Origin of the sequence: Pseudomonas sp. Ost2 (assembly GCF_018326065.1) — a bacterium.
Taxonomy (GTDB): Bacteria; Pseudomonadota; Gammaproteobacteria; order Pseudomonadales; family Pseudomonadaceae; genus Aquipseudomonas; species Aquipseudomonas gingeri.
Map to the genome: position 1 here is coordinate 1,394,051 of NZ_AP021904.1, position 21,850 is coordinate 1,415,900.

Below are 21,850 nucleotides of genomic sequence, written 5' to 3' on the forward strand. Positions count from 1 at the left end.
ATTACATGCCGGTTGTGGCTTCTTGTTAGCGTAGTGCGTGTTACAGATGCTGGCCGTGGCGCGCCATGATATGGCGCACCACGCTGTAGTCCTGGAGCGAATCGCTGGACAGGTCCTTGCCGTAGCCGGAGCGTTTCAGGCCGCCGTGGGGCATTTCGCTGACCAGCATGAAATGGCTGTTGATCCAGGTGCAGCCGTACTGCAGGCGCGAGGCGACCTGCATCGCTTTATCCAGGTTCTGGGTCCAGACCGACGAGGCCAGGCCGTATTCCGAATCGTTGGCCCAGTCCACCGCCTGGCTCAGTTCGTCGAAGCGGGTCACGGTGACCACCGGTCCGAAGACTTCGCGCTGGACGATCTCGTCGCTCTGCCGGCAGCCGGCGAGCAGGGTGGGCTGGTAATAGAAGCCGGCGCCGGAGTGCACGGCGGCACCGGTGACGCGCTCGATGTGCGGCTGGCCGAGGGCCCGCTCGACGAAACTGGCGACGCGGTCGCGCTGGCGGGTACTGATCAGCGGGCCGATCTCGTTGTCGGCGTCGCGTTTACCGGCAAAGCGCAGGCTGCTGACGGCAGCGCCGAGTTCGGCCACCAATTTGTCGTGGATCCCGGCCTGGGCGTAGATCCGGCAGGCGGCGGTGCAGTCCTGGCCGGCGTTGTAGTAACCGTAGTTGCGCACGCCTTCGACCACGGCCTGGATATCCGCGTCGTCGCAGACGATCACCGGGGCCTTGCCACCCAGTTCCAGGTGGGTGCGCTTCACGCTTTTCGCGGCGGCCTGGAGGATCTTCTGGCCGGTGACGATATCGCCGGTCAGCGACACCATGCGCACCTTCGGATGGCTGACCAGATGGCTGCCGACCCCTTCGCCGCCACCGCAGACGATATTGATCACGCCCGCCGGCAACAGCTCGGCCAGCGCCGGGGCGAGGGCCAGGATCGACAGCGGCGTGTGTTCGGAGGGCTTGAAGACCAGGGTGTTGCCGGCGGCCAGGGCCGGGGCGATTTTCCATGCGGCCATCATGATCGGGTAGTTCCACGGCGCGATGGAGGCGACCACGCCAATCGGGTCGCGGCGGACCATGCTGGTATAGCCCGGCAGGTACTCGCCGGACAGTTGCCCGGTCTGGCAGCGCACGGCCCCGGCGAAGAAACGGAACACGTCGACGGTCGCGCTGAGGTCATCCTGGCGGGCCAGGTGCAGCGGCTTGCCGCAGTTCAGCGATTCCAGGCGAGCCAGCAGGTCGGCGTTTTTCTCCACCGCGTCGGCGATGGCCAGGAGGATGTTCGAGCGTTGCTGCGGCGTGGTGCGCGACCAGCCGGCAAAGGCCCGGTGGGCGGCGAGGATGGCGCTTTCGACCTGTTCGGTGCTGGCTTCGGCGATATGCGTGAGCACCTCGCCGGTGGCCGGGTTGAGGATCGGTTCCACGAAACCAAGGCCGGCAACGAGTTCACCGTCGATCAGCAGCGAGGTGAACAGCGGGGTCGGGTGCGCGCCAGCCATTTTGCGAGTTCTCTTTTCTTGTGTGGCCATTGGAGCTTCCCTTGCAGCTGGAGTCCGGCCTTTCTCTATATGGATGGCAAGAGACTAGAGGCCGGACGAGAGGTCGACAAATACTAAATACTGAAAGCAGCGTTCGATTAAATAGATGGCTTGCGCCCGCCATGGGGTTGTTCGCGGGCGACGGTCAGGAACGGGTCCACCAGGGTCGGTCGCGCGGTGCCGCGGCGCCAGGCCAGGCCGACGTCCAGGGTCTGGCTCAGGTCGGCGAGGGAGCGGGCTTCGATGATGTCACCCTCCAGGGACCAGGGTCGGTAGGTCATGTCCGGCTGGATCGACAGGCCCAGGCCGGCGGCCACCAGACTGCGCACCGCTTCGGTGGAAGCGGTGCGCAGGCTGATCCGTGGCTGCAGGCCGGCACCGCGCCACATGCGCTGGGCATTGCGGTCCATCTCGTCGACGTTGAGCTGGATCAGCGGTTCGCGGGCGACATCGGCGAGGTTGATGCTGTCGTGTTCCAGCAAGGGATGCTGGGCCGGCAGCCAGAGACGGTGCGGCGAATGGGTGAGAACCTCGGTCTGCAGGGCATGGCGGTCTTCCAGGTTGGAGAGGATCAGCACGCCGACGTCGATTTCACCGCTGACCAGCAAGTGCTCGATATACGGCCGTTCGTCTTCCATCACGCGGATTTCCACATTGGGGTAGGCACGCTGGAAGCGGGTCAGCAGGTCGGCCAGGTAGTAACCGGCCACCAGGCTGGTCACGCCGACGGTCAATTGCCCGGCGACCTGGTCGGTGCTCTGTTGCAGGCTGCGCTTGGCATTGTCGACCGTGGCCAGGATCAGGTGCGCCTGGCGCAGGAACTGGTGGCCCTGGTGGGTCAGGGTCATGCCCTTGGCGTGACGGTTGAACAGGCTGACGCCGATTTCCTGCTCAAGCTGCTGGATCGCCAGGGTCAGGGTCGACTGGGAAATGAACACCGCCTGGGCGGCGGCCGAGATCGAGCCGGTCTCGGCCACGGCGATAAAGTGTCGGATCTGACGCAGGGTCATCATGGGAGAAATACCCTTGCCGGTTATTTCGGCGAGTTGTTTTTATGGATGCACACCAGTGTATATCTTTTTAATCGATGGCTTGATCGGTGAGTCAGGATTCAGGCAAAAGCCGCGCAACATCTGGAAGCACTCTCGCCGACCACCGTATGACGGGTCGTTTTACTCTGTGGGTCTATTCGCCATTTACGGAGTCTGCCGATGAATACCCGTGGGTTGCTCGACCAGTTACTCAAGTCCGGCCAGGACCTGTTGCAGAATCAGGCCGGGGGCAAACAGGACAAGTCCGCTGACAAGGGGGCGCTCGGCAGTCTGCTCGGCGGTGGCTCCGGCGGCCTGGGCAGCCTGCTTTCCGGGGCCGGTGGCGGGGCGTTGGCGGCGGGCGCCATGGGCCTGCTGCTCGGTAACAAGAAGGCCCGCCAGTTCGGCGGCAAGGCGCTGACCTACGGTGGCCTGGCGGCACTGGGCGTGCTGGCCTACAAGGCCTATGGCAACTGGCAGGCGCAGCAGGCGAGTGCGCCCCGGGGCGAGCCGCAGACCCTCGATCGCCTGCCGCCGGCGCAGGTCGAACAGCACAGCCAGGCAATTCTCAAGGCGCTGGTGGCGGCGGCCAAGGCCGATGGGCATGTCGATGCCCGTGAGCGGGAGTTGATCGAAGGCGAGTTCAGCAAGCTGGGCAACGACCGGGAGTTGCAACAGTGGTTGCACGCCGAGTTGAACAAGCCGCTGGATCCGGCCGATGTCGCCCGGGCCGCGAGCACGCCGGAGATGGCCGCGGAAATGTATATCGCCAGCGTGCTGCTGGTGGACGAAGAGAACTTCATGGAGAAGGCGTATCTGGATGAGCTGTCGCGGCAGTTGCGGCTGGAGCCGGGGCTGAAACTGGAACTGGAGCGGCAGGTGCGCCAGGCTTCGCTCTGAAAGGGTGGGAGGGCTGCCGGCCTCTTCGCGGGCAAGCCCGCTCCCACAGTGATCGAGTCGAAACGAGGGCCCGCGTACGGCTCAGGACTTGTGGGAGCGGGCTTGCCCGCGAAGCGGTCCGGGAGCCGGGCGCTAGAGGCCCGGCGACACCTCTTCCGACTGGTGAAAGTGCGCCTGTCCCTTGCCCGCATGCTTGGCCCGGTACAGGGCCTGGTCGGCCAACCCGAGCACATCGCTCAGGTCCGGGTTGTCGAGGGGCCAGACCGCCCCGCCGATGCTGCAACCGATCCGCGCCGCAACCTTGTGCAGCATGATCGACTGACCGAGGCTGACGAGCACGCGGTTGGCAATGGCCCGGGCCTGGTTCAGCGCATCGTTGCGCGGCACTTGCAGCACCATCAGGAACTCGTCGCCGCCGAGGCGCGCGACCATGTCGCCCTCGCGCAGGCAGGCGCGCAGGCGGCCGGCGACCTCTCTCAACAACTCGTCGCCGCCGGCATGACCGAACTGGTCGTTGATCGGCTTGAACCCGTCCAGGTCCAGATACAGCAGTGCCAGGCAGTTGTTTTGTGACTGGCTGCGTTGCTGCGCCCGTGGCAGGTACTTCTCCAGGGCCGCGCGGTTGGGCAGCCCCGTCAGCGCATCGTGGTGCGCCAGGCTTTCCATCATCCCCAGGGCGGTCTGCTGGTTGCTCAGGCTGTCCACCAGATGCCGGATCGACTGGCTCAACTGGGCGATTTCCCGGGTGCCCCTGATCTCCGGGATCTCCATCGATTCGCCGACACTCAGGCGGTCCGCGGCCTTGGCGATGGCCTGCAGCGGCCGGGTGAACCAGGTCGCCAGCAGCCAGCCGACAAAGGCGATGATCACCGCCAGGGCAACGCCCCAGACCAGGATGTCACGCTGCAGCTCCTTGGCCGGGGCATAGGCTTCCTCGAGTGTCTGACGGGTGATCACGGTCCAGCCCAGGCCTTCGTAGTGGTCATGGCCGCGACTCAGGGCCACGCCGGTCAGGTAGTCGTTGCCATCCGGCCAGCGTTGCACGCCCCAACGCGGCTGCTGTCTGTCGAGGCCTTTCAGCAGCGGCAGTTCCAGTGGCTGGCCGATGCTGTCGCGCGGCCCGAGCAATACCCGGTGATCGGAAGCCACGAGAAAAAACTCGACATTGCGCCGCGCCTTGATGGGCGCCATCGCCGATTGGCGCATGCCTTCGGCCCAGGTCCAGGAAAGATGCGCGGCCAGCACGCCGATGTTCTGTCGGGCCTCGCCACTTTCGCCATTGAAGATCGGCAGGCTGATATCGACGAATTTCAGCGTTTCGCCGCTGGGATTGGGCAGCAGCCTGGAGAGCAGCACGGCGTCGTGGACGTCGCCGACGAACAGGTGGTCGCGGCCCTGGCTGAACACCGGGCGCTCGCTGATGTTGCTGTCCTGGAGAATGCCGCCGGTCGCGGCCCGTACCCGGCCCTGGGTATCGAGCATGCCCAGCCAGGCAATGTCCGGGAATTCCTGTTGCAGGTGTTCGAGTAACTGGCGGACTTGTGTCAGGTCGCGGGGCTGCTGCAGGACATTCAGGCGACTGATGACACTCAGCAGATGAATGCGGTTGGCCATGGCCCGGTCCAGCCGGTCGGACATCTGGTAGGAGACTTCAGCCAGGTCCTGGCCGATCTCGCCACGCATCCGCACGCTGGAGTCGTGACTGATGAAAGAACCCAGCAACCAGCTCAGCAGACCGACCAACAACGCGATGAGTAGCGCAAAACGGCTGCGCAGGCTGGACAGAACGGGCATGAACTAGGTTCCTGGGCCGTAAGGATTATATGATGATTGCCATGACTAGTGGCAATTTGCTTCTAACTAAGACTGGCAGCTTCTGTATGTAGTATCGGCAAGTACCTTAGTCAGGGTAGACGTAGACTGTCGGCTATATTCCCTTTGTTTGTAATCCAAGCCGTAACCCGTGCATAAATGATGGCACACCCTCGGCTATACTGCCTTCCATTTGAATGGCTCTTGAGGACTGACTGTGAAGAACTGGACTTTGCGCCAACGAATACTGGCGAGTTTTGCGGTAATCATCGCGATCATGTTGTTGATGGTTGTCGCTTCTTATTCCCGGTTGTTGTCGATCGAGTCCAGTGAAGAGAGCGTGCGGACCGACGCGATTCCCGGCGTCTACTACAGCACCATGATTCGCAGTGCCTGGGTCGACAGCTATGTGCTGACCCAGCAGTTGCTGGGGTTCAGTGCCGACGGCGTGATCAGTCCGGCTGACCAGGAGCAGTACAAGAACTTCGCCAACCGTTTGCTGGCACAGATCGACGCCTATCAGAAGACCATCAATACCAGCGAAGACCAGGCGGCGTTCGATGTCTTCAAGCGTGAACACGAGGTCTACAACAAGACCCTGGCCACTGTGCTCGATCTCTACCAGCACAAGCAGAACGACGAGGCGATCCGCCAGTTCAACACGCAGATGAGTCCGGCCTGGATGGACGGGCGCAAACAGCTCAATGACATCATCACCCAGAACAAGGATGTGGCCGATCACGCCACCGATTCGATTACCGAGGCGGTCTCGGCGGCGAAGATCAGCATGGGCGTTTCCCTGCTGATCGCGGTGCTGGCCGCCGGGTTCTGTGGTTTGCTGCTGATGCGCGCGATCATGGCGCCGATGCAGCGCATCGTCGACATCCTCGAGATCATGCGCACCGGCGATCTCAGCAGCCGCTTGAACCTGGCGCGCAAGGATGAGTTCGGCGCGGTGGAAACCGGCTTCAACGACATGATGACCGAACTCACCGCCCTGGTGTCCCAGGCCCAGCGCTCGTCGGTCCAGGTCACCACGTCGGTCACCGAGATCGCCGCCACCTCCAAGCAGCAGCAGGCCACGGCGACCGAAACCGCGGCCACCACCACCGAGATCGGTGCGACGTCGCGGGAGATCGCCGCGACTTCCCGCGATCTGGTGCGCACCATGACCGAAGTGTCCTCCGCCGCCGACCAGGCGTCGGTGCTTGCCGGTTCCGGCCAGCAAGGCCTGGCGCGGATGGAAGAAACCATGCATTCGGTGATGGGCGCCGCCGACCTGGTGAACTCCAAGCTGGCGATCCTCAACGAGAAGGCGGGCAATATCAACCAGGTGGTGGTGACCATCGTCAAGGTCGCCGACCAGACCAACCTGTTGTCCCTCAATGCCGCGATCGAGGCCGAGAAGGCCGGGGAGTACGGGCGCGGTTTCGCCGTGGTCGCCACCGAAGTGCGGCGCCTGGCCGACCAGACCGCCGTGGCCACCTACGACATCGAGCAGATGGTCCGGGAAATCCAGTCGGCGGTGTCCGCCGGGGTCATGGGCATGGACAAGTTCTCCGAAGAAGTGCGGCGTGGCATGTTCGAGGTGCAACAGGTCGGCGAGCAGTTGTCGCAGATCATTCACCAGGTCCAGGCCCTGGCGCCGCGCGTGCTGATGGTCAACGAGGGCATGCAGGCCCAGGCCACCGGCGCCGAGCAGATCAACCACGCGCTGGTGCAACTGGGCGATGCCAGCAGCCAGACCGTCGAGTCCCTGCGTCAGGCCAGCTTCGCCATCGATGAATTGAGCCAGGTCGCGGTGGGTCTGCGCAGCGGCGTTTCGCGTTTCAAAGTCTGATGAGCGAGTTGGTGGCTAAGCGCGTCGCCAGCGCGCCGTCCAGGAACAGCCTGTTCCTGGTCTTTCGCATTGGCGGCGAGCGCTATGCGCTGGAGGCTGTCGAGGTGGCGGAGGTGTTGCCGCGCCTGCAACTCAAGGCGATCGCCCATGCGCCGGGCTGGGTTGCGGGGGTGTTTGCCCACCGCGGGCTGATGGTCCCGGTGATCGACGTCAGTGCCATGACCTTCGGCCAACCCGCCGCCGCCCGCACCAGCACGCGGCTGGTGCTGGTGCATTACCGGCCTCGGCCCGAGGGCGACGGACACCTGCTCGGCCTGGTGCTCGAACAGGCGACCGATACCCTGCGCTGCAATCCGGCGGACTTCCAGCCCTATGGCCTGGACAATCGCCAGGCTCCCTACCTGGGGCCGGTGCGCGAAGACGAACAGGGCCTGGTACAACGCATCTGCGTCAACGAGCTGCTCAGTGGCGAAGTTCGCCAACTGCTGTTTCCCGAAGCTGCCGAGGGTCTGCAATGAGCAGTGACCAGCGCTTCTTCGATTTTCTCAAGGAGCGCATCGGCCTGGATGTCGCCTCGGTCGGCCCGGCCATTATCGAACGGGCCTTACGCCAGCGTTGCAGCCAGTTGCAGGCGGCCACCGCCGATGAATACTGGAGCCGCCTGCAAGGCTCCGCCGATGAGCAGCAGGCGCTGATCGAGGCGGTGATCGTTCCGGAAACCTGGTTTTTCCGTTACCCGGAATCTTTCTCGACCCTGGCCCGCCTGGCCCATGAACTGCTGGCGCAACGTCGCGGCATGCGCGCGCTGAAGATCCTCAGCCTGCCGTGCTCCACCGGCGAAGAACCCTATTCGATTGCCATGGCCTTGCTCGATGCCGGCCTGGCGCCGCATCAGTTCAAGGTGGACGGCATGGATGTCAGCCCGTTGTCGGTGGAGCGCGCCCGGCGGGGGGTGTATGGCAAGAACTCGTTTCGTGGGCAGGACATCGGGTTTCGCGAGCAGCACTTCACCGCGCAGAACGACGGCTACCTGATCAGCGAGCGGGTGCGCGAACAGGTGCGCTTGCGCGCCGGCAACCTGCTGGATCCGGGCCTGTTGGTCGGCGAAGTGTATGACTTCGTGTTCTGCCGCAACCTGCTGATCTATTTCGACCTGGACACCCAGAAACAGGTGTTCGAGATCCTCAAGCGCCTGACCCATGCCGACGGCGTGCTGTTCATCGGTCCGGCCGAGGGCAATCTGCTGGGCCGCATGGGCATGCGCTCCATCGGTATCCCGCAGTCGTTTGCATTCCGGCGGCAGGAGGCGATCGAGCCCGCGCCAGCACCGTCTTTTGTGCCACCGCCGCCGCTGCCGGTCCGTGCGCCGCCAGGCATCGCCGCCGTGGCGAAGGTGCGTCCTCGACCCTTCATGGTCGCCGCGCCGGCCATGCCAGCCCCCGCGGCTGCACCCTCGAACGACGCCACGGCCCTGCTCGCGCGAATTGCCGACCTGGCCAATGAAGGCCGCAGCAACGAGGCTCGTGAGGCTTGCGAAAGCTATCTGAAGCAACATGAACCGGTGGCCCAGGTGTTCTACTGGCTCGGCCTGCTCAGCGATGTCGCCGGCAGCGCGCTGGAGGCACAGGGCTTCTACCGCAAGGCGTTGTACCTTGAACCGCAACATCCCGAGGCCCTGGCCCACCTGGCCGCCTTGCTGGCGTCCCGGGGCGATGTGGCCGGTGCCCGGCGATTGCAGGACCGCGCCGCCCGTAGTGGGCGTGCCCCTGACAGTGAGCGTGAACGATGAGCGGTCTGACAGCCCTGAACCTGACCCATGAAGACGCCGAAGTCATCGACGATTGCTGGAACCGCATCGGTATCCACGGCGACAAGTCCTGTCCGCTGCTGGCGGACCATATCCATTGCCGCAACTGCTCAGTGTATTCCGCCGCCGCCACGCGTCTGCTGGACCGTTATGCCCTGCAGCAGGAACATCACCAACAGGCGACGGTGGCCGCGGGCGAGGAGATCGCCACCCGTTCGCTGCTGATGTTCCGCCTCGGGGAGGAATGGCTGGGCCTGGCCACGCGCTGCCTGGTCGAGGTGGCACCGTTGCAGCCGATCCATTCCCTGCCGCACCAGCGTTCGCGGGCCCTGCTCGGCGTTGCCAATGTGCGTGGGGCGCTGGTGGCCTGCCTGTCGCTGGTGGAGCTGCTGGGGCTGGAAGCGAATGTCCCGGTCACTTCCAGCGGCCGGGTCATGCCGCGCATGTTGATCATCGGTGCCCAGGGTGGGCCGGTGGTGGTGCCGGTGGATGAAGTCGACGGGATTCATGCCATCGACCAGCGCCTGCTCGACAAGGCGTCCGCCGCCGGGCCCCAGGCCAGCGCCAGGTATACCCGGGGCGTCCTGCCGTTCAGGGGGCGCAGCCTGCGCTGGCTGGATGAAGAGCAATTGCTGTCGGCAGTGACCCGGAGCCTCACATGACCCCCGATCAAATGCGTGACTCCTCATTGATGGAGCTGTTCAGCCTGGAGGCCGAGGCCCAGACCCAGGTCCTCAGCGCCGGCCTGCTGGCGCTGGAGCGTAACCCGACCCAGGCCGACCAGCTTGAAGCCTGCATGCGCGCCGCCCACTCGCTCAAGGGCGCGGCGCGGATTGTCGGGGTCGACGCCGGGGTGAGCGTGTCCCATGTGATGGAGGATTGCCTGGTCAGCGCCCAGGAAGGGCGCTTGTACCTGCAGCCGGAACATATCGATGCCTTGCTGCAGGGCACCGACATGCTCATGCGCATCGCCACGCCGGGCAGCGCCAATGTCGGGCCGCTGGATGTCGAGGCCTATGTCCAGTTGATGAACGCCTTGCTCGACCCGGCGGCCCCGGGTGCCCGCGTCGCGCCGACCGTTGCGCCCGCCGCGGTTGAGCCGCCGCTTGCGCCGGTCGTGGTGCCGGAACCCGAACCGTTGCCGACCACGGTCGAGCCCGAAGCCATCGTGCCAGGCCGGCGCGTCACCACCGAGGGGGGCGAGCGGGTGTTGCGGGTCACCGCCGAACGCTTGAACAGCCTGCTCGACCTGTCGAGCAAATCCCTGGTGGAAACCCAGCGGCTCAAGCCGTACCTGGCCACCCTGCAACGCTTGCGGCGCATGCAGAGCAACGGCCTGCGGGCCCTGGACACGCTCAACGACCATCTGAAGAGCGTGGGCCTGAGCCTGGAAGCCGAGGAGGCCCTGGCCGATGCCCGGCGCCTGCTCGCCGAATCGCAACAGATGCTCACCGCCCAGACCGTCGAGCTCGACGAGTTCGGCTGGCAGGCCAGCCAGCGTGCCCAGGTGCTCTATGACACCGCCCTGGCCTGTCGCATGCGACCCTTCGCCGACGTGCTCAACGGACAGGTACGCATGGTCCGCGACCTCGGGCGCAGCCTGGGTAAACAGGTGCGGCTGGAGATCGAGGGCGAGAAGACCCAGGTCGACCGCGATGTCCTGGAAAAGCTCGAGGCGCCGCTGACCCACCTGCTGCGCAACGCGGTCGATCACGGTATCGAAAGTCCGGAGCAGCGGTTGCTGGCCGGCAAGCCCGCCGAAGGCCTGATCCGCTTGCGTGCCTCGCACCAGGCCGGTCTCCTGGTACTGCAACTGAGCGACGACGGCGGCGGAGTGGACCTGGAGCGCCTGCGCCGCAATATCGTCGAACGCCAGTTGTCGCCGGCCGAGACCGCCGCGCAACTCAGCGAGGAGGAATTGCTGACCTTCCTGTTCCTGCCGGGCTTCAGCCTGCGGGACAAGGTGACCGAAGTCTCCGGGCGCGGCGTCGGCCTGGATGCCGTGCAGCATATGGTCCGGCAACTGCACGGTGCGGTGGCGCTGGAGCAGACGACCGGGCAGGGCAGTCGTTTCCACCTGGAAGTGCCGTTGACCCTGTCGGTGGTGCGCAGCCTGGTGGTGGAGGTCGGCGGCGAAGCCTACGCCTTCCCGCTGGCGCATATCGAGCGGATGCGCGACCTCGAACCGGAGGAGATCGTGCAACTGGAAGGTCGCCAGCACTTCTGGCACGAAGGCCGGCATGTCGGCCTGGTGGCGGCCAGCCAGTTGTTGCAGCGCCCTGCCAGCGAACACGTGGGCGAGAGCCTCAAGGTGGTGGTGATCCGCGAGCGCGATGCGGTCTACGGGGTGGCGGTCGAGCGTTTTATCGGCGAACGTACCCTGGTGGTGCTGCCGCTCGACCCACGCCTGGGCAAGGTCCAGGACATCTCCGCCGGCGCCTTGCTCGACGACGGTTCGGCGGTGCTGATCGTCGATGTCGAGGACATGCTGCGCTCGGTGGAAAAACTGCTCAATACCGGGCGCCTGGAACGTATCGACCGGCGTAATCGCCAGGCCAACGAGGCCGCGCGCAAGCGCATCCTGGTGGTCGACGATTCCCTGACCGTACGCGAACTGCAACGCAAGCTGCTGCTCAACCGGGGTTACGAGGTGGCGGTCGCGGTGGATGGCATGGACGGCTGGAACGCCCTGCGTGCCGAAGACTTCGACCTGCTGATTACCGATATCGATATGCCGCGCATGGACGGGATTGAATTGGTCACACTGTTGCGTCGAGACAATCGCCTGCAATCGCTGCCGGTGATGGTGGTGTCCTACAAGGATCGTGAAGAAGACCGTCGGCGTGGACTGGACGCCGGGGCCGACTATTATCTTGCCAAGGCCAGCTTCCATGACGACGCGTTGCTCGACGCGGTGGTAGAGCTGATTGGAGGCGCCCAGGGATGAGGATCGCAATCGTCAATGACATGCCCATGGCGGTCGAGGCCCTGCGCCGCGCCCTGGCGTTCGAGCCGGCGCACCAGTTGATCTGGGTGGCGAGCAATGGCGCCGAGGCGGTGAAGCTCTGCGCCGAAGACACTCCGGACCTGATCCTGATGGACCTGATCATGCCGGTCATGGACGGTGTCGAGGCCACGCGCCGGATCATGGCCGAGTCGCCGTGCGCGATCGTCATCGTCACCGTTGACCGCCAGCAGAACGTCCACCGCGTCTTCGAGGCCATGGGCCATGGCGCGCTGGATGTGGTCGACACACCGGCCATCGGCGGGGCCAACCCCAAGGAGGCCGCCGCGCCGCTGTTGCGCAAGATCCTCAATATCGGCTGGCTGATCGGCCAGCGTGGCAGCCGGGTGCGCAGCGCTGCGACCCCCGGCCGGGACAATGGCTCGCGGCAGAAACTGGTGGCCATCGGTTCTTCGGCCGGTGGTCCGGCGGCCCTGGAAACCTTGCTCAAAGGGTTGCCGGTCAACTTTCCGGCGGCGATCGTGCTGGTCCAGCACGTGGACCAGGTATTCGCCGCCGGCATGGCCGAATGGCTCAGCACGGCCTGCGGACTGCCCGTCCGGCTGGCCCGCGAGGGCGAGGCGCCGCAAAGTGGTACTGTGCTGCTCGCCGGCACCAATCACCATATCCGGCTGTTGCAGGACGGCACCCTGGCCTATACCGCCGAGCCGGTGAATGAAATCTATCGTCCCTCCATCGATGTGTTTTTCGAAAGTGTCGCCAGCTACTGGAAGGGCGACGCGGTGGGCGTGCTGCTCACCGGCATGGGCCGCGATGGTGCCCAGGGACTGAAATTGATGCGTGAGCGAGGCTATCTGACGATTGCCCAGGACCAGGCGAGCAGTGCGGTGTATGGCATGCCCAAGGCAGCTGCCGCCATCGACGCCGCCGTGGAAATTCGCTCACTGAACAGGATCTCGCCACGCTTGCTGGAGATCTTCCCCACATGAGCCTTGCAATCAGTCGGCCTGGCTTGAACGTAGTAGTGCAGGTGACCGCGCATGAATGATTTACAACTGGATGGCTTCAAACCCACGGACGAGAACGCCGCGATGGTGCTGCTGGTCGACGACCAGGCCATGATCGGCGAAGCGGTACGGCGCGGCCTGGCCTCGGAAACCAATATCGATTTCCATTTCTGCGCCGACCCTCATCAAGCCATCGCCCAGGCGATCCGGATCAAGCCGACGGTGATTCTCCAGGACCTGGTGATGCCGGGTCTCGACGGCCTGACCCTGGTGCGCGAATACCGCAATCACCCGGCGACCAAGGACATCCCGATCATCGTGCTGTCCACCAAGGAAGATCCGCTGATCAAGAGCGCGGCGTTTTCCGCCGGGGCCAACGACTACCTGGTCAAGCTGCCGGACAACATCGAGCTGGTGGCACGTATCCGCTACCACTCGCGCTCCTACATGATGCTGTTGCAGCGCGATGCGGCCTATCGTGCCCTGCGGGTCAGCCAGCAGCAGTTGCTCGACACCAACCTGGTCCTGCAGCGCCTGATGAACTCGGACGGCCTGACCGGGCTGTCCAACCGCCGGCACTTCGACGAGTACCTGGAGCTGGAATGGAGAAGGGCGCAGCGCGAGCAGACGCAACTGTCGTTGCTGATGATCGACGTGGATTACTTCAAGTCCTATAACGACAGCTTTGGTCACCTGGAAGGCGATGAGGCCTTGCGCAAGGTGGCGGAAGCGATTCGCGAGGCCAGCAGCCGACCGTCGGACCTGCCGGCGCGTTACGGCGGCGAGGAGTTCTCGCTGGTGCTGCCCAATACGTCCCAGGGCGGGGCGCGGCTGGTGGCGGAAAAACTGCGCCAGACCGTGGCGGGCCTGAAGATTCCGCACAATATGCCGGGCGAGGGCTCCGTGCTGACCATCAGCATCGGTCTGTCGACCATGACGCCGCAACAGGGCAGCAACTGCCGCGAACTGATCTCGACGGCGGACAAGGGGCTGTATTCGGCGAAGAACAACGGGCGCAATCAGGTGGGGATCGGCCAGGGGGAATGAGCGGCCGGAGAAAAAATTGATCCCGTGGCGGCCTCCACCCCGCCAAGCGGGCTGCCTGGATGGTTACAATTCGGTTATACTCGTCGGCTTTCAAAAGTTCACCGACGAGTGCTGCCCGCCATGGAAATCAACCCGATCCTTAACAGTATCAAGGACCTGTCCGAGCGCTCCGAAACTATTCGGGGGTATCTTTGACTACGATCAAAAGCATGAGCGCCTGACCGAAGTCAATCGCGAGCTTGAAGATCCGGCTGTCTGGAGCAACCCCGAATACGCACAGAACCTGGGACGCGAGCGCTCTGCGCTGGCCCAGATCGTCGAGACCCTGGATGAAATGTCCAGCGGTCTGGCCGATGCCCGCGACCTGCTGGAAATGGCTGCCGCCGAGGAAGACCAGGGCGCCGTGGACGACGTCGCCGCCGAAGTGGAGCGCCTGCGCGAGGCCCTGGAAAAACTGGAGTTCCGTCGCATGTTCAGCGGCGAAATGGACCAGAACCACGCTTACCTGGATATCCAGGCCGGCTCCGGTGGCACCGAAGCCCAGGACTGGGCCAACATCCTGCTGCGCATGTATCTGCGCTGGGCCGACAAGCGCGGTTTCGACGCGACCATCATGGAACTGTCCGCCGGCGAAGTCGCCGGGATCAAGGGCGCGACCGTGCATATCAAGGGCGAATACGCCTTTGGCTGGTTGCGCACCGAGATCGGCGTGCACCGCCTGGTGCGCAAGAGCCCGTTCGACTCCGGCAACCGTCGCCACACGTCGTTCTCGGCGGTCTTCGTGTCGCCGGAAATCGATGACAACATCGAAATCGACATCAACCCGGCCGACCTGCGGATCGATACCTATCGTTCCTCCGGTGCCGGTGGCCAGCACGTCAACACCACCGACTCGGCGGTACGGATCACCCACGTCCCGACCAACACCGTGGTCAGCTGCCAGAACGAACGTTCCCAGCATGCGAACAAGGACACCGCGATGAAGATGTTGCGGGCACGCTTGTACGAACAGGAAGTACAGAAGCGCAACGCCGCTTCCCAGGCCCTGGAAGAGACCAAGTCGGATATCGGCTGGGGTCACCAGATCCGCTCCTACGTACTCGATGCCTCGCGGATCAAGGATCTGCGGACCAACATCGAGCGCAGCGATTGCGACAAGGTGCTGGACGGCGACATCGACGAATACCTGGTGGCCAGCCTCAAGCAAGGGCTGTAAGACACTACTGTGGTAGCCGGCTTGCTGGCGATCCCCGGCCGCAGGCCGGGGGCAACGAACCTGTGATGGAAAATCTGAAGACATGAGCGACCAACAACTCGACCCGCAAGCCCTGCAACAGGAAGAAAACGCCCTGATCGCCCTGCGCAAGGAAAAGCTTGCCGCCGAGCGTGCCAAGGGCAACGCCTTCCCGAACGACTTCCGCCGCGACGCCTACTGCGAAGACTTGCAGAAGCAGTACGCGGACAAGACCAAGGAAGAGCTGGCAGAGGCAGCGATCCCGGTCAAGGTTGCCGGTCGCATCATGCTCAACCGTGGCTCGTTCATGGTGATCCAGGACATGTCCGGGCGCATCCAGGTCTACGTCAACCGCAAGACCCTGTCGGAAGAAACCCTGGCCGCGGTGAAAACCTGGGACCTGGGCGACATCATTTCCGCCGAAGGCACCCTGGCCCGTTCCGGCAAGGGCGACCTGTACGTCGAAATGACCGATGTGCGCCTGCTGACCAAGTCGCTGCGTCCGCTGCCGGACAAGCACCATGGCCTGACCGATACCGAGACCCGTTATCGCCAGCGCTACGTCGACCTGATCGTCAACGAAGAAGTCCGCCAGACCTTCCGCGTGCGTTCGCAAGTCATCGCCCATATCCGTAACTTCATGATGAAGCGCGACTTCATGGAAGTGGAAACGCCGATGCTGCAGACCATCCCTGGCGGTGCCGCGGCCAAGCCGTTCGAAACCCACCACAACGCGCTGGACATGGGCATGTACCTGCGCATCGCGCCGGAGCTGTACCTCAAGCGCCTGGTGGTCGGTGGCTTCGAGCGCGTGTTCGAGATCAACCGCAACTTCCGTAACGAAGGGGTGTCGACCCGGCACAACCCTGAATTCACCATGCTGGAGTTCTACCAGGCGTACGCCGACTACGAAGACAACATGGACCTGACCGAAGAGCTGTTCCGTGAGCTGGCCCAGGCCGTCCTCGGCAGCACCGACGTGCCGTATGGCGACAAGGTGTTCCACTTCGGCGAGCCTTTCGCCCGCCTTTCGGTGTTCGATTCGATCCTCAAGTACAACCCGGAACTGACCGCCGACGACCTGCTGGACATCGACAAGGCACGCGCCATCGCCAAGAAGGCCGGGGCCAAGGTGCTCGGCTTCGAAGGCCTGGGCAAGCTGCAGGTGATGATTTTCGAAGAACTGGTCGAGCACAAGCTGGAGCAGCCGCACTTCATTACTCAATACCCGTTCGAAGTCTCGCCACTGGCGCGTCGCAACGACAAGAACCCGAACGTCACCGACCGTTTCGAGCTGTTTATCGGTGGTCGTGAAATCGCCAACGCCTATTCCGAGTTGAACGACGCGGAAGACCAGGCCGAGCGCTTCCAGGCCCAGGTGGCCGAGAAGGATGCGGGCGACGACGAAGCCATGCACTACGACGCCGACTTCGTCCGTGCGCTGGAATACGGCATGCCGCCAACGGCCGGTGAAGGCATCGGTATCGACCGCCTGGTGATGTTGCTCACCAACGCCCCGTCGATCCGTGACGTGATCCTGTTCCCGCATATGCGGCCCCAAGCCTGACTATGCTGAACAAGAAGCCGCCTTTACCAGGCGGCTTTTTATTGCCTGTGTGGCACTAGCGTACTGATTCTGATTTCACCTGTCTTTGATCTGTGAGGGATACCTGTCGTGAACCGTGCAATGGCTCAAAAGGGCGCAGCTGGCATCGCCACCGCGGTAGCTGAAAGCGTCCAGTACCAGGGACGCAAGGCCAGCCGACAGGGCAGTGAGCAACGGCGACAGGACATTCTCGACGCAGCGATGCGCATCGTCGTGCGTGATGGCGTACGGGGTGTGCGTCACCGCGCGGTGGCGGCCGAGGCCTGTGTGCCGTTGTCGGCCACCACCTACTATTTCAAGGACATCGATGACCTGCTGACCGACACCTTCGCCCAGTATGTCGAGCGCAGCGCGGCTTTCATGGCCAAGCTGTGGGAAAACAACGAAGGCCTGCTGCGCGAGATGGTTGCCTACGGTGATGGCAGTGCGGCGTCGCGGGCCCAGTTGGCCGACGATATCGCGCGGATGACCGCCGACTATATCCAGCGCCAGTTGCACAACCGTCGCGAGCACCTGATGGCCGAGCAGGCGTTTCGCCAGGAGGCCCTGCTCAATCCGCGCCTGGCGGTGCTGGTACGTTCCCACCAGCAGATTCTGCTGCAGGGCACCTGCCAGTTTTTCCAGGTCCTGGGTTCCAGGGAGCCACAACAGGATGCCAAAGTGTTGACGGCGATTATCGGACGGATGGAATATCAGGGCCTTCTCGGCGAGGCGGGCCCCGAGGCGGAACAGGACATGCTCGGGATCCTCACCCGTTACATGCATCTGGTGCTGGCGTCCGTCTAGGCTGTAGCGAGTGCACAGGCAGTCACCGAAGCAATGATCAGGAGTTTTCCTTGGACGATTACCAGCAGACGATACGCAGCCTGTCCGACCGCATAGTGCTGGCACAGACACCGATTCGTGTGCTCGACGCGGTGAAGTGGGACGAGAACATCCGCAAGGGCTTTCTCCAGGCCAAGGGCAAGGAAATGCCGGCGGTGGATCGCGAGTACTACACCTCGCGGCCATTGTCGTTCGACTCCGGCGCGGTGAAGCTGGAATTCCAGAACATCGAGCGCGACATCACCCGCCAGCTCGGCCAGTTCAACCCGGTCGGGCAGATCATGCGGCGCATGTGCAAGGAGTACCGCATGGTCGTGCGGATGCTCGAAGCGCGGGGCACCGCCGACTTCGGGCTGATCTCGCAGGAACTCTACGGCGCCGCCTCCGATGCCTTCCATGCCGGCGATCCGACCCTGGCCGACCTGGGGCTGATGCTCTCCGACTACCTGAACAATATCGATGGCCGTGGCGACCTCAAGGACGAACCCAAGACCCTGACCGCCAAGGATGCCGTCGGCCTGCTGCAGAGCCGCCTGAACAAGGTGTTCGGCGAGGCCGAGGAAACCATCCGGGTGTTCGAGTCCGATGGGATCGTCGCCGACGCGGCGGCCGGTGCCGACTACATCAAGATCCGCGCCGATGCGCTGTTCAACTCGCGGGATGTCCGCGCGCTGGAGGTCCACGAAGGCCTGGTGCATGTCGGCACCACGCTCAACGGCCTGAACCAGCCGATCTGCACCTTCCTGTCCAAGGGCCCGCCCTCGTCGACGGTGACCCAGGAAGGCCTGGCGATCCTGATGGAAATCATCACCTTCGCTTCCTATCCGAGCCGCCTGCGCAAGCTGACCAACCGCACCCGGGCCATCGACATGGTGGAGCAGGGCGCCGACTTCCTGCAGGTGTTCGAGTTCTTCCGCGAGCAGGGTTTCGAGATGGCCGAAAGCTACGGCAACGCCAGTCGGGTCTTCCGCGGATCGACGCCGACGGGGCTGCCCTTTACCAAGGACCTGTCCTACCTCAAGGGCTTTATCATGGTTTACAACTACATTCAGTTGGCCGTGCGCAAAGGCAAGCTGGAGCAGGTGCCGCTGTTGTTCTGTGGCAAGACCACCCTGGAAGACATGCGCACCTTGCGCCAGTTGGTGGACGAGGGCCTGGTGGTGCCGCCCAAGTACCTGCCGGAGCAGTTCCGGGACATGAACGCGCTGTCGGCCTGGATGTGCTTCAGCAACTTCCTGAATCACCTGAGCCTGGACCGGATCGAGGCGGATTACTCCAATATCCTGTGAGGTTTCATCGATCCAACGGCAACATCAATCCAACGGCAACATCAATCCTTGTGGGAGCTAGCTTGCCAGCGATAGCGATCTTACAGTTGACCGCTTCGGGGCTGAAACACCGCTATCGCCGGCAAGCCGGCTCCTGCAGTTATCCGCGTTGACTAGCTCACGAGGTTTCAAACGGATGAGAATCCTCGGCATCCTTTGCCTGCTACTGACCCTCGGCGGTTGCAGTTCGCTGTTGTTCTATCCCGAGCCCGGCCTGCCGTTCACGCCGGACAAGGCCCATCTCGAATACCGCGATATCACCCTGACGACCGCCGATGGCACCCGCCTGCGCGGCTGGTGGCTGCCGGCCAAGGCCGGGGTGCCGGTCAAGGGCACGGTGCTGCACCTGCACGGCAATGGCGGCAACCTGTCCATGCACCTGGGCGGTAGCTGGTGGTTGCCGGAGCAGGGCTACCAGGTGCTGCTGATCGACTATCGCGGCTACGGCCTGTCCGCCGGCGAACCGAGCCTGCCAGCGGTCTACCAGGATATCGAGGCGGCGTTCCAGTGGCTACAGACGGCTCCCGAGGTACAAGGCCGGCCGCTGGTTGTCCTGGGCCAGAGCCTGGGGGGCGCGATGGCGGTGCATTATCTGGTCGAACACCCGGCCTACCAGTCCCGCCTCAAGGCTCTGGTGCTCGATGGCGTGCCGGCCAGCTATCGCTCTGTCGGACGCTTCGCCCTGGCGGGTTCCTGGCTGACCTGGCCCTTCCAGGTGCCGTTGTCCTGGCTGGTGCCGGACAGCGACAGCGCGATCAACGCCATGCCGCGCCTGGGCGGGGTGCCTAAGCTGATCTTCCAGAGTATCGACGATCCGCTGGTGCCCTTGACCAACGGTATTGTCCTGTATCAGGCCGCGCCGCCGCCGCGGGTGTTACAACTGACCCGTGGCGGTCATGTGCAGACCTTCGCCGACCCGACCTGGCGCCAGGTGATGTTGCGCTACCTCGAGGATCCGCAGCATTTCAACGGCCTGCGCCGGTTGGGCGAGATCCCGAATTATCCCGCTGTCCCGAATTCGAATAGTGAACCCGAGAATCCGCAATGACTGAAGAACGCAACGCCATTCCCCTGATCATCACCGGTATCTGCAGCATCATCGGCACGGTGGCGTGCCTGTGGTACTACGGCTACCTGCATTTCGCCAAGCCGGAGGATGCGTTGCTGCTCAATCAGTTCACCATGCTCAAGACCGTGCCTGGCGAAGACTACAAAGTCTCCCTGACCCCGGCGAACGAAGTCGCGCAGTGCATCGATGGCGTGCTGGTCCTGTTCGACACCGAGCAGAAGGGCCTGACCGGTGTGCTGGTCAACGACCGAAAGCAGGCGGTGCGCTGCATGGGCCAGGAAACGCCGAAGCTTGCGCAGTAACCGATCCTAACTGATCGTTCCCACGCTCTGCGTGGGAATGCCTCCCTGGACGCTCCGCGTCCGCTTTGTGACGCATAGCGTCACGGGCTGCATTCCCCCGCAGAGCCTCGGAACGATCTCAATCGTCATCCGCCCACGAAAAAGCCCCGCCTGATCGCATCAGGCAGGGCTTTTTCATGGACGGTGCAACCGGTCAGTAGGCGCTGCTGACCGAAGAACGCGGTGCCACCGGCTGGTTGTCGTTGGAGATGGTCACCTCCACGCGACGGTTCATGGCCCGGCCCGAGACGCTGCCGTTATCCGCCACCGGATACTCCTTGCCATAACCCTGGGTGACGATGCGCGAAGGATCCACGCCCATCTTGATCAGGGCCACCTGGACCGAAGTCGCACGACGCTCGGACAGGCTCTGGTTATAGGACGCCGCGCCGGTGCTGTCGGTGTAACCTTCAATGATCACTTTGCGGTCCGGGTTTTCCTGGAGGAACTGCGCCAGCTTGTTGATGTTGACCAGGCCGTTGGACTTCAGGTCGGCCTTGTTGGTGGCGAACAGCACGTCACCGAAGGTCACCAGCGTACCGCGATCGGTCTGCTTGGCGTTGAGGCTGTCCTGCAACTGCTTGATCTGCGCGTCACGGGCATCCAGGCGGGCCTGGGCCCGTTGTGCCGCGGCATTTTTCAGGTTGGCCTCGGCGGTGCGCAGGGCGATGGTCTGCTTGGCCACTTCCACCCGCTGGTTGGTCAGGTAGGCCAACTGGTCGACGGTCTGTTCGTTTTCACGGTTCTGGTAGGCCTTGTCGGCCTTGTCCAGGTAGTCGCTGGCGTCCTTGGTTTCCAGGGCCGCGACCTTGCTTGCCTGTGGGTTGGCCTGGAGGCCGGAGAAGTTGGTGCGGGCCTGTTCCAGGTTGGCGTTCGGCTGCGATGAGCAGGCCGCAAGACCTACGCTCAGAGCCAGAAGGGCTGGGATCATCAATTGTTTACGCATAATGGCTGGTCCTTTTCTATCCGTTGAAACTTCAGGTTGCGCGAAGCGGTGCCGGGCTTATTGCGCCGGTTGCACGGGGCGTTGGCTTTCCTGACGCAGTTCCTGAACCCCTTTCTGGGAATCCTTCAGCGCAAGTTCGGCCTTGGCGGCCTGGGCCTTGCGTTCGGCGACACGGGCATCCCATTCGGCCTGTTCGGCCAGGCGTCGGGCGTCGTCGTATTTCTTGTCGTGCATGGCCAGTTCGGCTTGCTTGAGCTTGTCTTGGGCCGATTTCATTTCCACGGCGGCGTATTCGGTGCCTCCGGCGCTGACCGCGCTGTTGACGGCAGATTGCGTCACCGCGTACTGCTCGCTCGGCGGGTTCCCGGCGCAACCGGCCAGGATGAAGCTGGTGCCGAGGGCCAGCGCGGCCAGTTTCAGCCCGCGCAGGTGGTTAAACGTGGATGTGGCAGTACTGGTCTTCATGGTCTTCAACTCCATTGGATAACTCCTGAAAAACATCAATACCCATCACGGTCCCGAAGGCCTTCAGCATCGATCCCGCCGTCTCGG

At 63.7% G+C, this 21,850-nt stretch carries 19 protein-coding genes; 14 read left to right on the forward strand and 5 right to left on the reverse strand.

All coding sequences use genetic code 11. The features are described from left to right. Nucleotides 1-40 precede the first annotated feature (40 nt). The gene (locus KI243_RS06110; RefSeq protein ID WP_177085670.1) at nt 41-1,531 is read right to left on the reverse strand and encodes a gamma-aminobutyraldehyde dehydrogenase; all 1,491 of its coding nucleotides are present in this window, start codon (nt 1,529-1,531) and stop codon (nt 41-43) included. A 107-nt stretch (nt 1,532-1,638) separates the two neighbouring features. Next, nucleotides 1,639-2,553 (reverse strand): LysR family transcriptional regulator, encoded by a 915-nt coding sequence (locus KI243_RS06115; RefSeq protein ID WP_017127074.1) that lies wholly within the window; start codon nt 2,551-2,553, stop codon nt 1,639-1,641. A gap of 198 nt (nt 2,554-2,751) precedes the next feature. On the opposite strand from KI243_RS06115, the gene KI243_RS06120 reads away from it, so the two are divergent. After that, the gene (locus KI243_RS06120; protein ID WP_177085672.1) at nt 2,752-3,471 is read left to right on the forward strand and encodes a tellurite resistance TerB family protein; all 720 of its coding nucleotides are present in this window, start codon (nt 2,752-2,754) and stop codon (nt 3,469-3,471) included. Nucleotides 3,472-3,603: 132 nt separating this feature from the next. Here the strand turns inward: KI243_RS06120 and KI243_RS06125 are convergent, their stop codons facing one another. Next, the gene (locus KI243_RS06125) at nt 3,604-5,265 is read right to left on the reverse strand and encodes a diguanylate cyclase (protein WP_212810613.1); all 1,662 of its coding nucleotides are present in this window, start codon (nt 5,263-5,265) and stop codon (nt 3,604-3,606) included. Nucleotides 5,266-5,500: 235 nt separating this feature from the next. Here KI243_RS06125 and KI243_RS06130 point away from each other — a divergent pair, with 235 nt between their 5' ends. The 13 genes from KI243_RS06130 to KI243_RS06190 all read left to right on the forward strand — a co-directional run bounded on the left by KI243_RS06130 (nt 5,501) and on the right by KI243_RS06190 (nt 20,313). Then, nucleotides 5,501-7,123, forward strand: a complete 1,623-nt coding sequence (locus KI243_RS06130; RefSeq protein ID WP_177085684.1) for a methyl-accepting chemotaxis protein — start codon at nt 5,501-5,503, stop codon at nt 7,121-7,123. Continuing rightward, nucleotides 7,123-7,641 (forward strand): chemotaxis protein CheW, encoded by a 519-nt coding sequence (locus KI243_RS06135; RefSeq protein ID WP_017127078.1) that lies wholly within the window; start codon nt 7,123-7,125, stop codon nt 7,639-7,641. Before KI243_RS06130 ends, KI243_RS06135 begins: the two co-directional genes overlap by 1 nt. After that, on the forward strand, nt 7,638-8,912 hold the full coding sequence (locus tag KI243_RS06140) for a protein-glutamate O-methyltransferase CheR (protein WP_212810614.1): 1,275 nt from the start codon (nt 7,638-7,640) through the stop codon (nt 8,910-8,912). Before KI243_RS06135 ends, KI243_RS06140 begins: the two co-directional genes overlap by 4 nt. Further along, complete coding sequence (locus tag KI243_RS06145) at nt 8,909-9,592, forward strand: chemotaxis protein CheW (protein ID WP_212810615.1); 684 nt, start codon at nt 8,909-8,911, stop codon at nt 9,590-9,592. Before KI243_RS06140 ends, KI243_RS06145 begins: the two co-directional genes overlap by 4 nt. After that, on the forward strand, nt 9,589-11,877 hold the full coding sequence (locus KI243_RS06150; RefSeq protein WP_212810616.1) for a hybrid sensor histidine kinase/response regulator: 2,289 nt from the start codon (nt 9,589-9,591) through the stop codon (nt 11,875-11,877). The genes KI243_RS06145 and KI243_RS06150 overlap by 4 nt, the downstream gene beginning before the upstream one ends. Next, complete coding sequence (locus KI243_RS06155) at nt 11,874-12,884, forward strand: chemotaxis response regulator protein-glutamate methylesterase (protein ID WP_177118269.1); 1,011 nt, start codon at nt 11,874-11,876, stop codon at nt 12,882-12,884. Before KI243_RS06150 ends, KI243_RS06155 begins: the two co-directional genes overlap by 4 nt. A gap of 51 nt (nt 12,885-12,935) precedes the next feature. Then, a complete protein-coding gene (locus tag KI243_RS06160; protein WP_017127082.1) occupies nt 12,936-13,949 on the forward strand; it encodes a PleD family two-component system response regulator in 1,014 nt (337 codons plus the stop codon). Nucleotides 13,950-14,069: 120 nt separating this feature from the next. Continuing rightward, nucleotides 14,070-15,165, forward strand: a protein-coding gene (gene prfB, locus KI243_RS06165) for a peptide chain release factor 2 (protein WP_100221073.1) whose coding sequence is annotated in 2 segments (ribosomal slippage) — nt 14,070-14,141 and nt 14,143-15,165 — 1,095 coding nt in all. Because the reading frame shifts where the segments join, the coding sequence is not laid out codon by codon here. Nucleotides 15,166-15,247: 82 nt separating this feature from the next. Next, entirely contained in the window at nt 15,248-16,750 is a 1,503-nt protein-coding gene (gene lysS, locus KI243_RS06170; RefSeq protein WP_017127084.1) for a lysine--tRNA ligase, read from the forward strand. A gap of 108 nt (nt 16,751-16,858) precedes the next feature. Further along, on the forward strand, nt 16,859-17,575 hold the full coding sequence (locus KI243_RS06175) for a TetR family transcriptional regulator (RefSeq protein WP_177085692.1): 717 nt from the start codon (nt 16,859-16,861) through the stop codon (nt 17,573-17,575). A 50-nt stretch (nt 17,576-17,625) separates the two neighbouring features. Beyond that, a complete protein-coding gene (locus KI243_RS06180) occupies nt 17,626-18,903 on the forward strand; it encodes a flavohemoglobin expression-modulating QEGLA motif protein (RefSeq protein ID WP_212810617.1) in 1,278 nt (425 codons plus the stop codon). 175 nt (nt 18,904-19,078) lie between these two features. Next, entirely contained in the window at nt 19,079-19,990 is a 912-nt protein-coding gene (locus tag KI243_RS06185; RefSeq protein ID WP_177108774.1) for an alpha/beta hydrolase, read from the forward strand. Further along, nucleotides 19,987-20,313: a hypothetical protein gene (locus KI243_RS06190; RefSeq protein WP_017127088.1), complete on the forward strand. Its 327-nt coding sequence runs from the start codon at nt 19,987-19,989 to the stop codon at nt 20,311-20,313. The genes KI243_RS06185 and KI243_RS06190 overlap by 4 nt, the downstream gene beginning before the upstream one ends. A 193-nt stretch (nt 20,314-20,506) precedes the next feature. Here KI243_RS06190 and KI243_RS06195 read toward each other — a convergent pair whose 3' ends face one another. Continuing rightward, nucleotides 20,507-21,298, reverse strand: a complete 792-nt coding sequence (locus tag KI243_RS06195; RefSeq protein WP_177059290.1) for an OmpA family protein — start codon at nt 21,296-21,298, stop codon at nt 20,507-20,509. A gap of 57 nt (nt 21,299-21,355) precedes the next feature. Then, nucleotides 21,356-21,778: a DUF4398 domain-containing protein gene (locus tag KI243_RS06200; RefSeq protein ID WP_017127090.1), complete on the reverse strand. Its 423-nt coding sequence runs from the start codon at nt 21,776-21,778 to the stop codon at nt 21,356-21,358. Between the last annotated feature and the right edge of the window lie 72 nt (nt 21,779-21,850).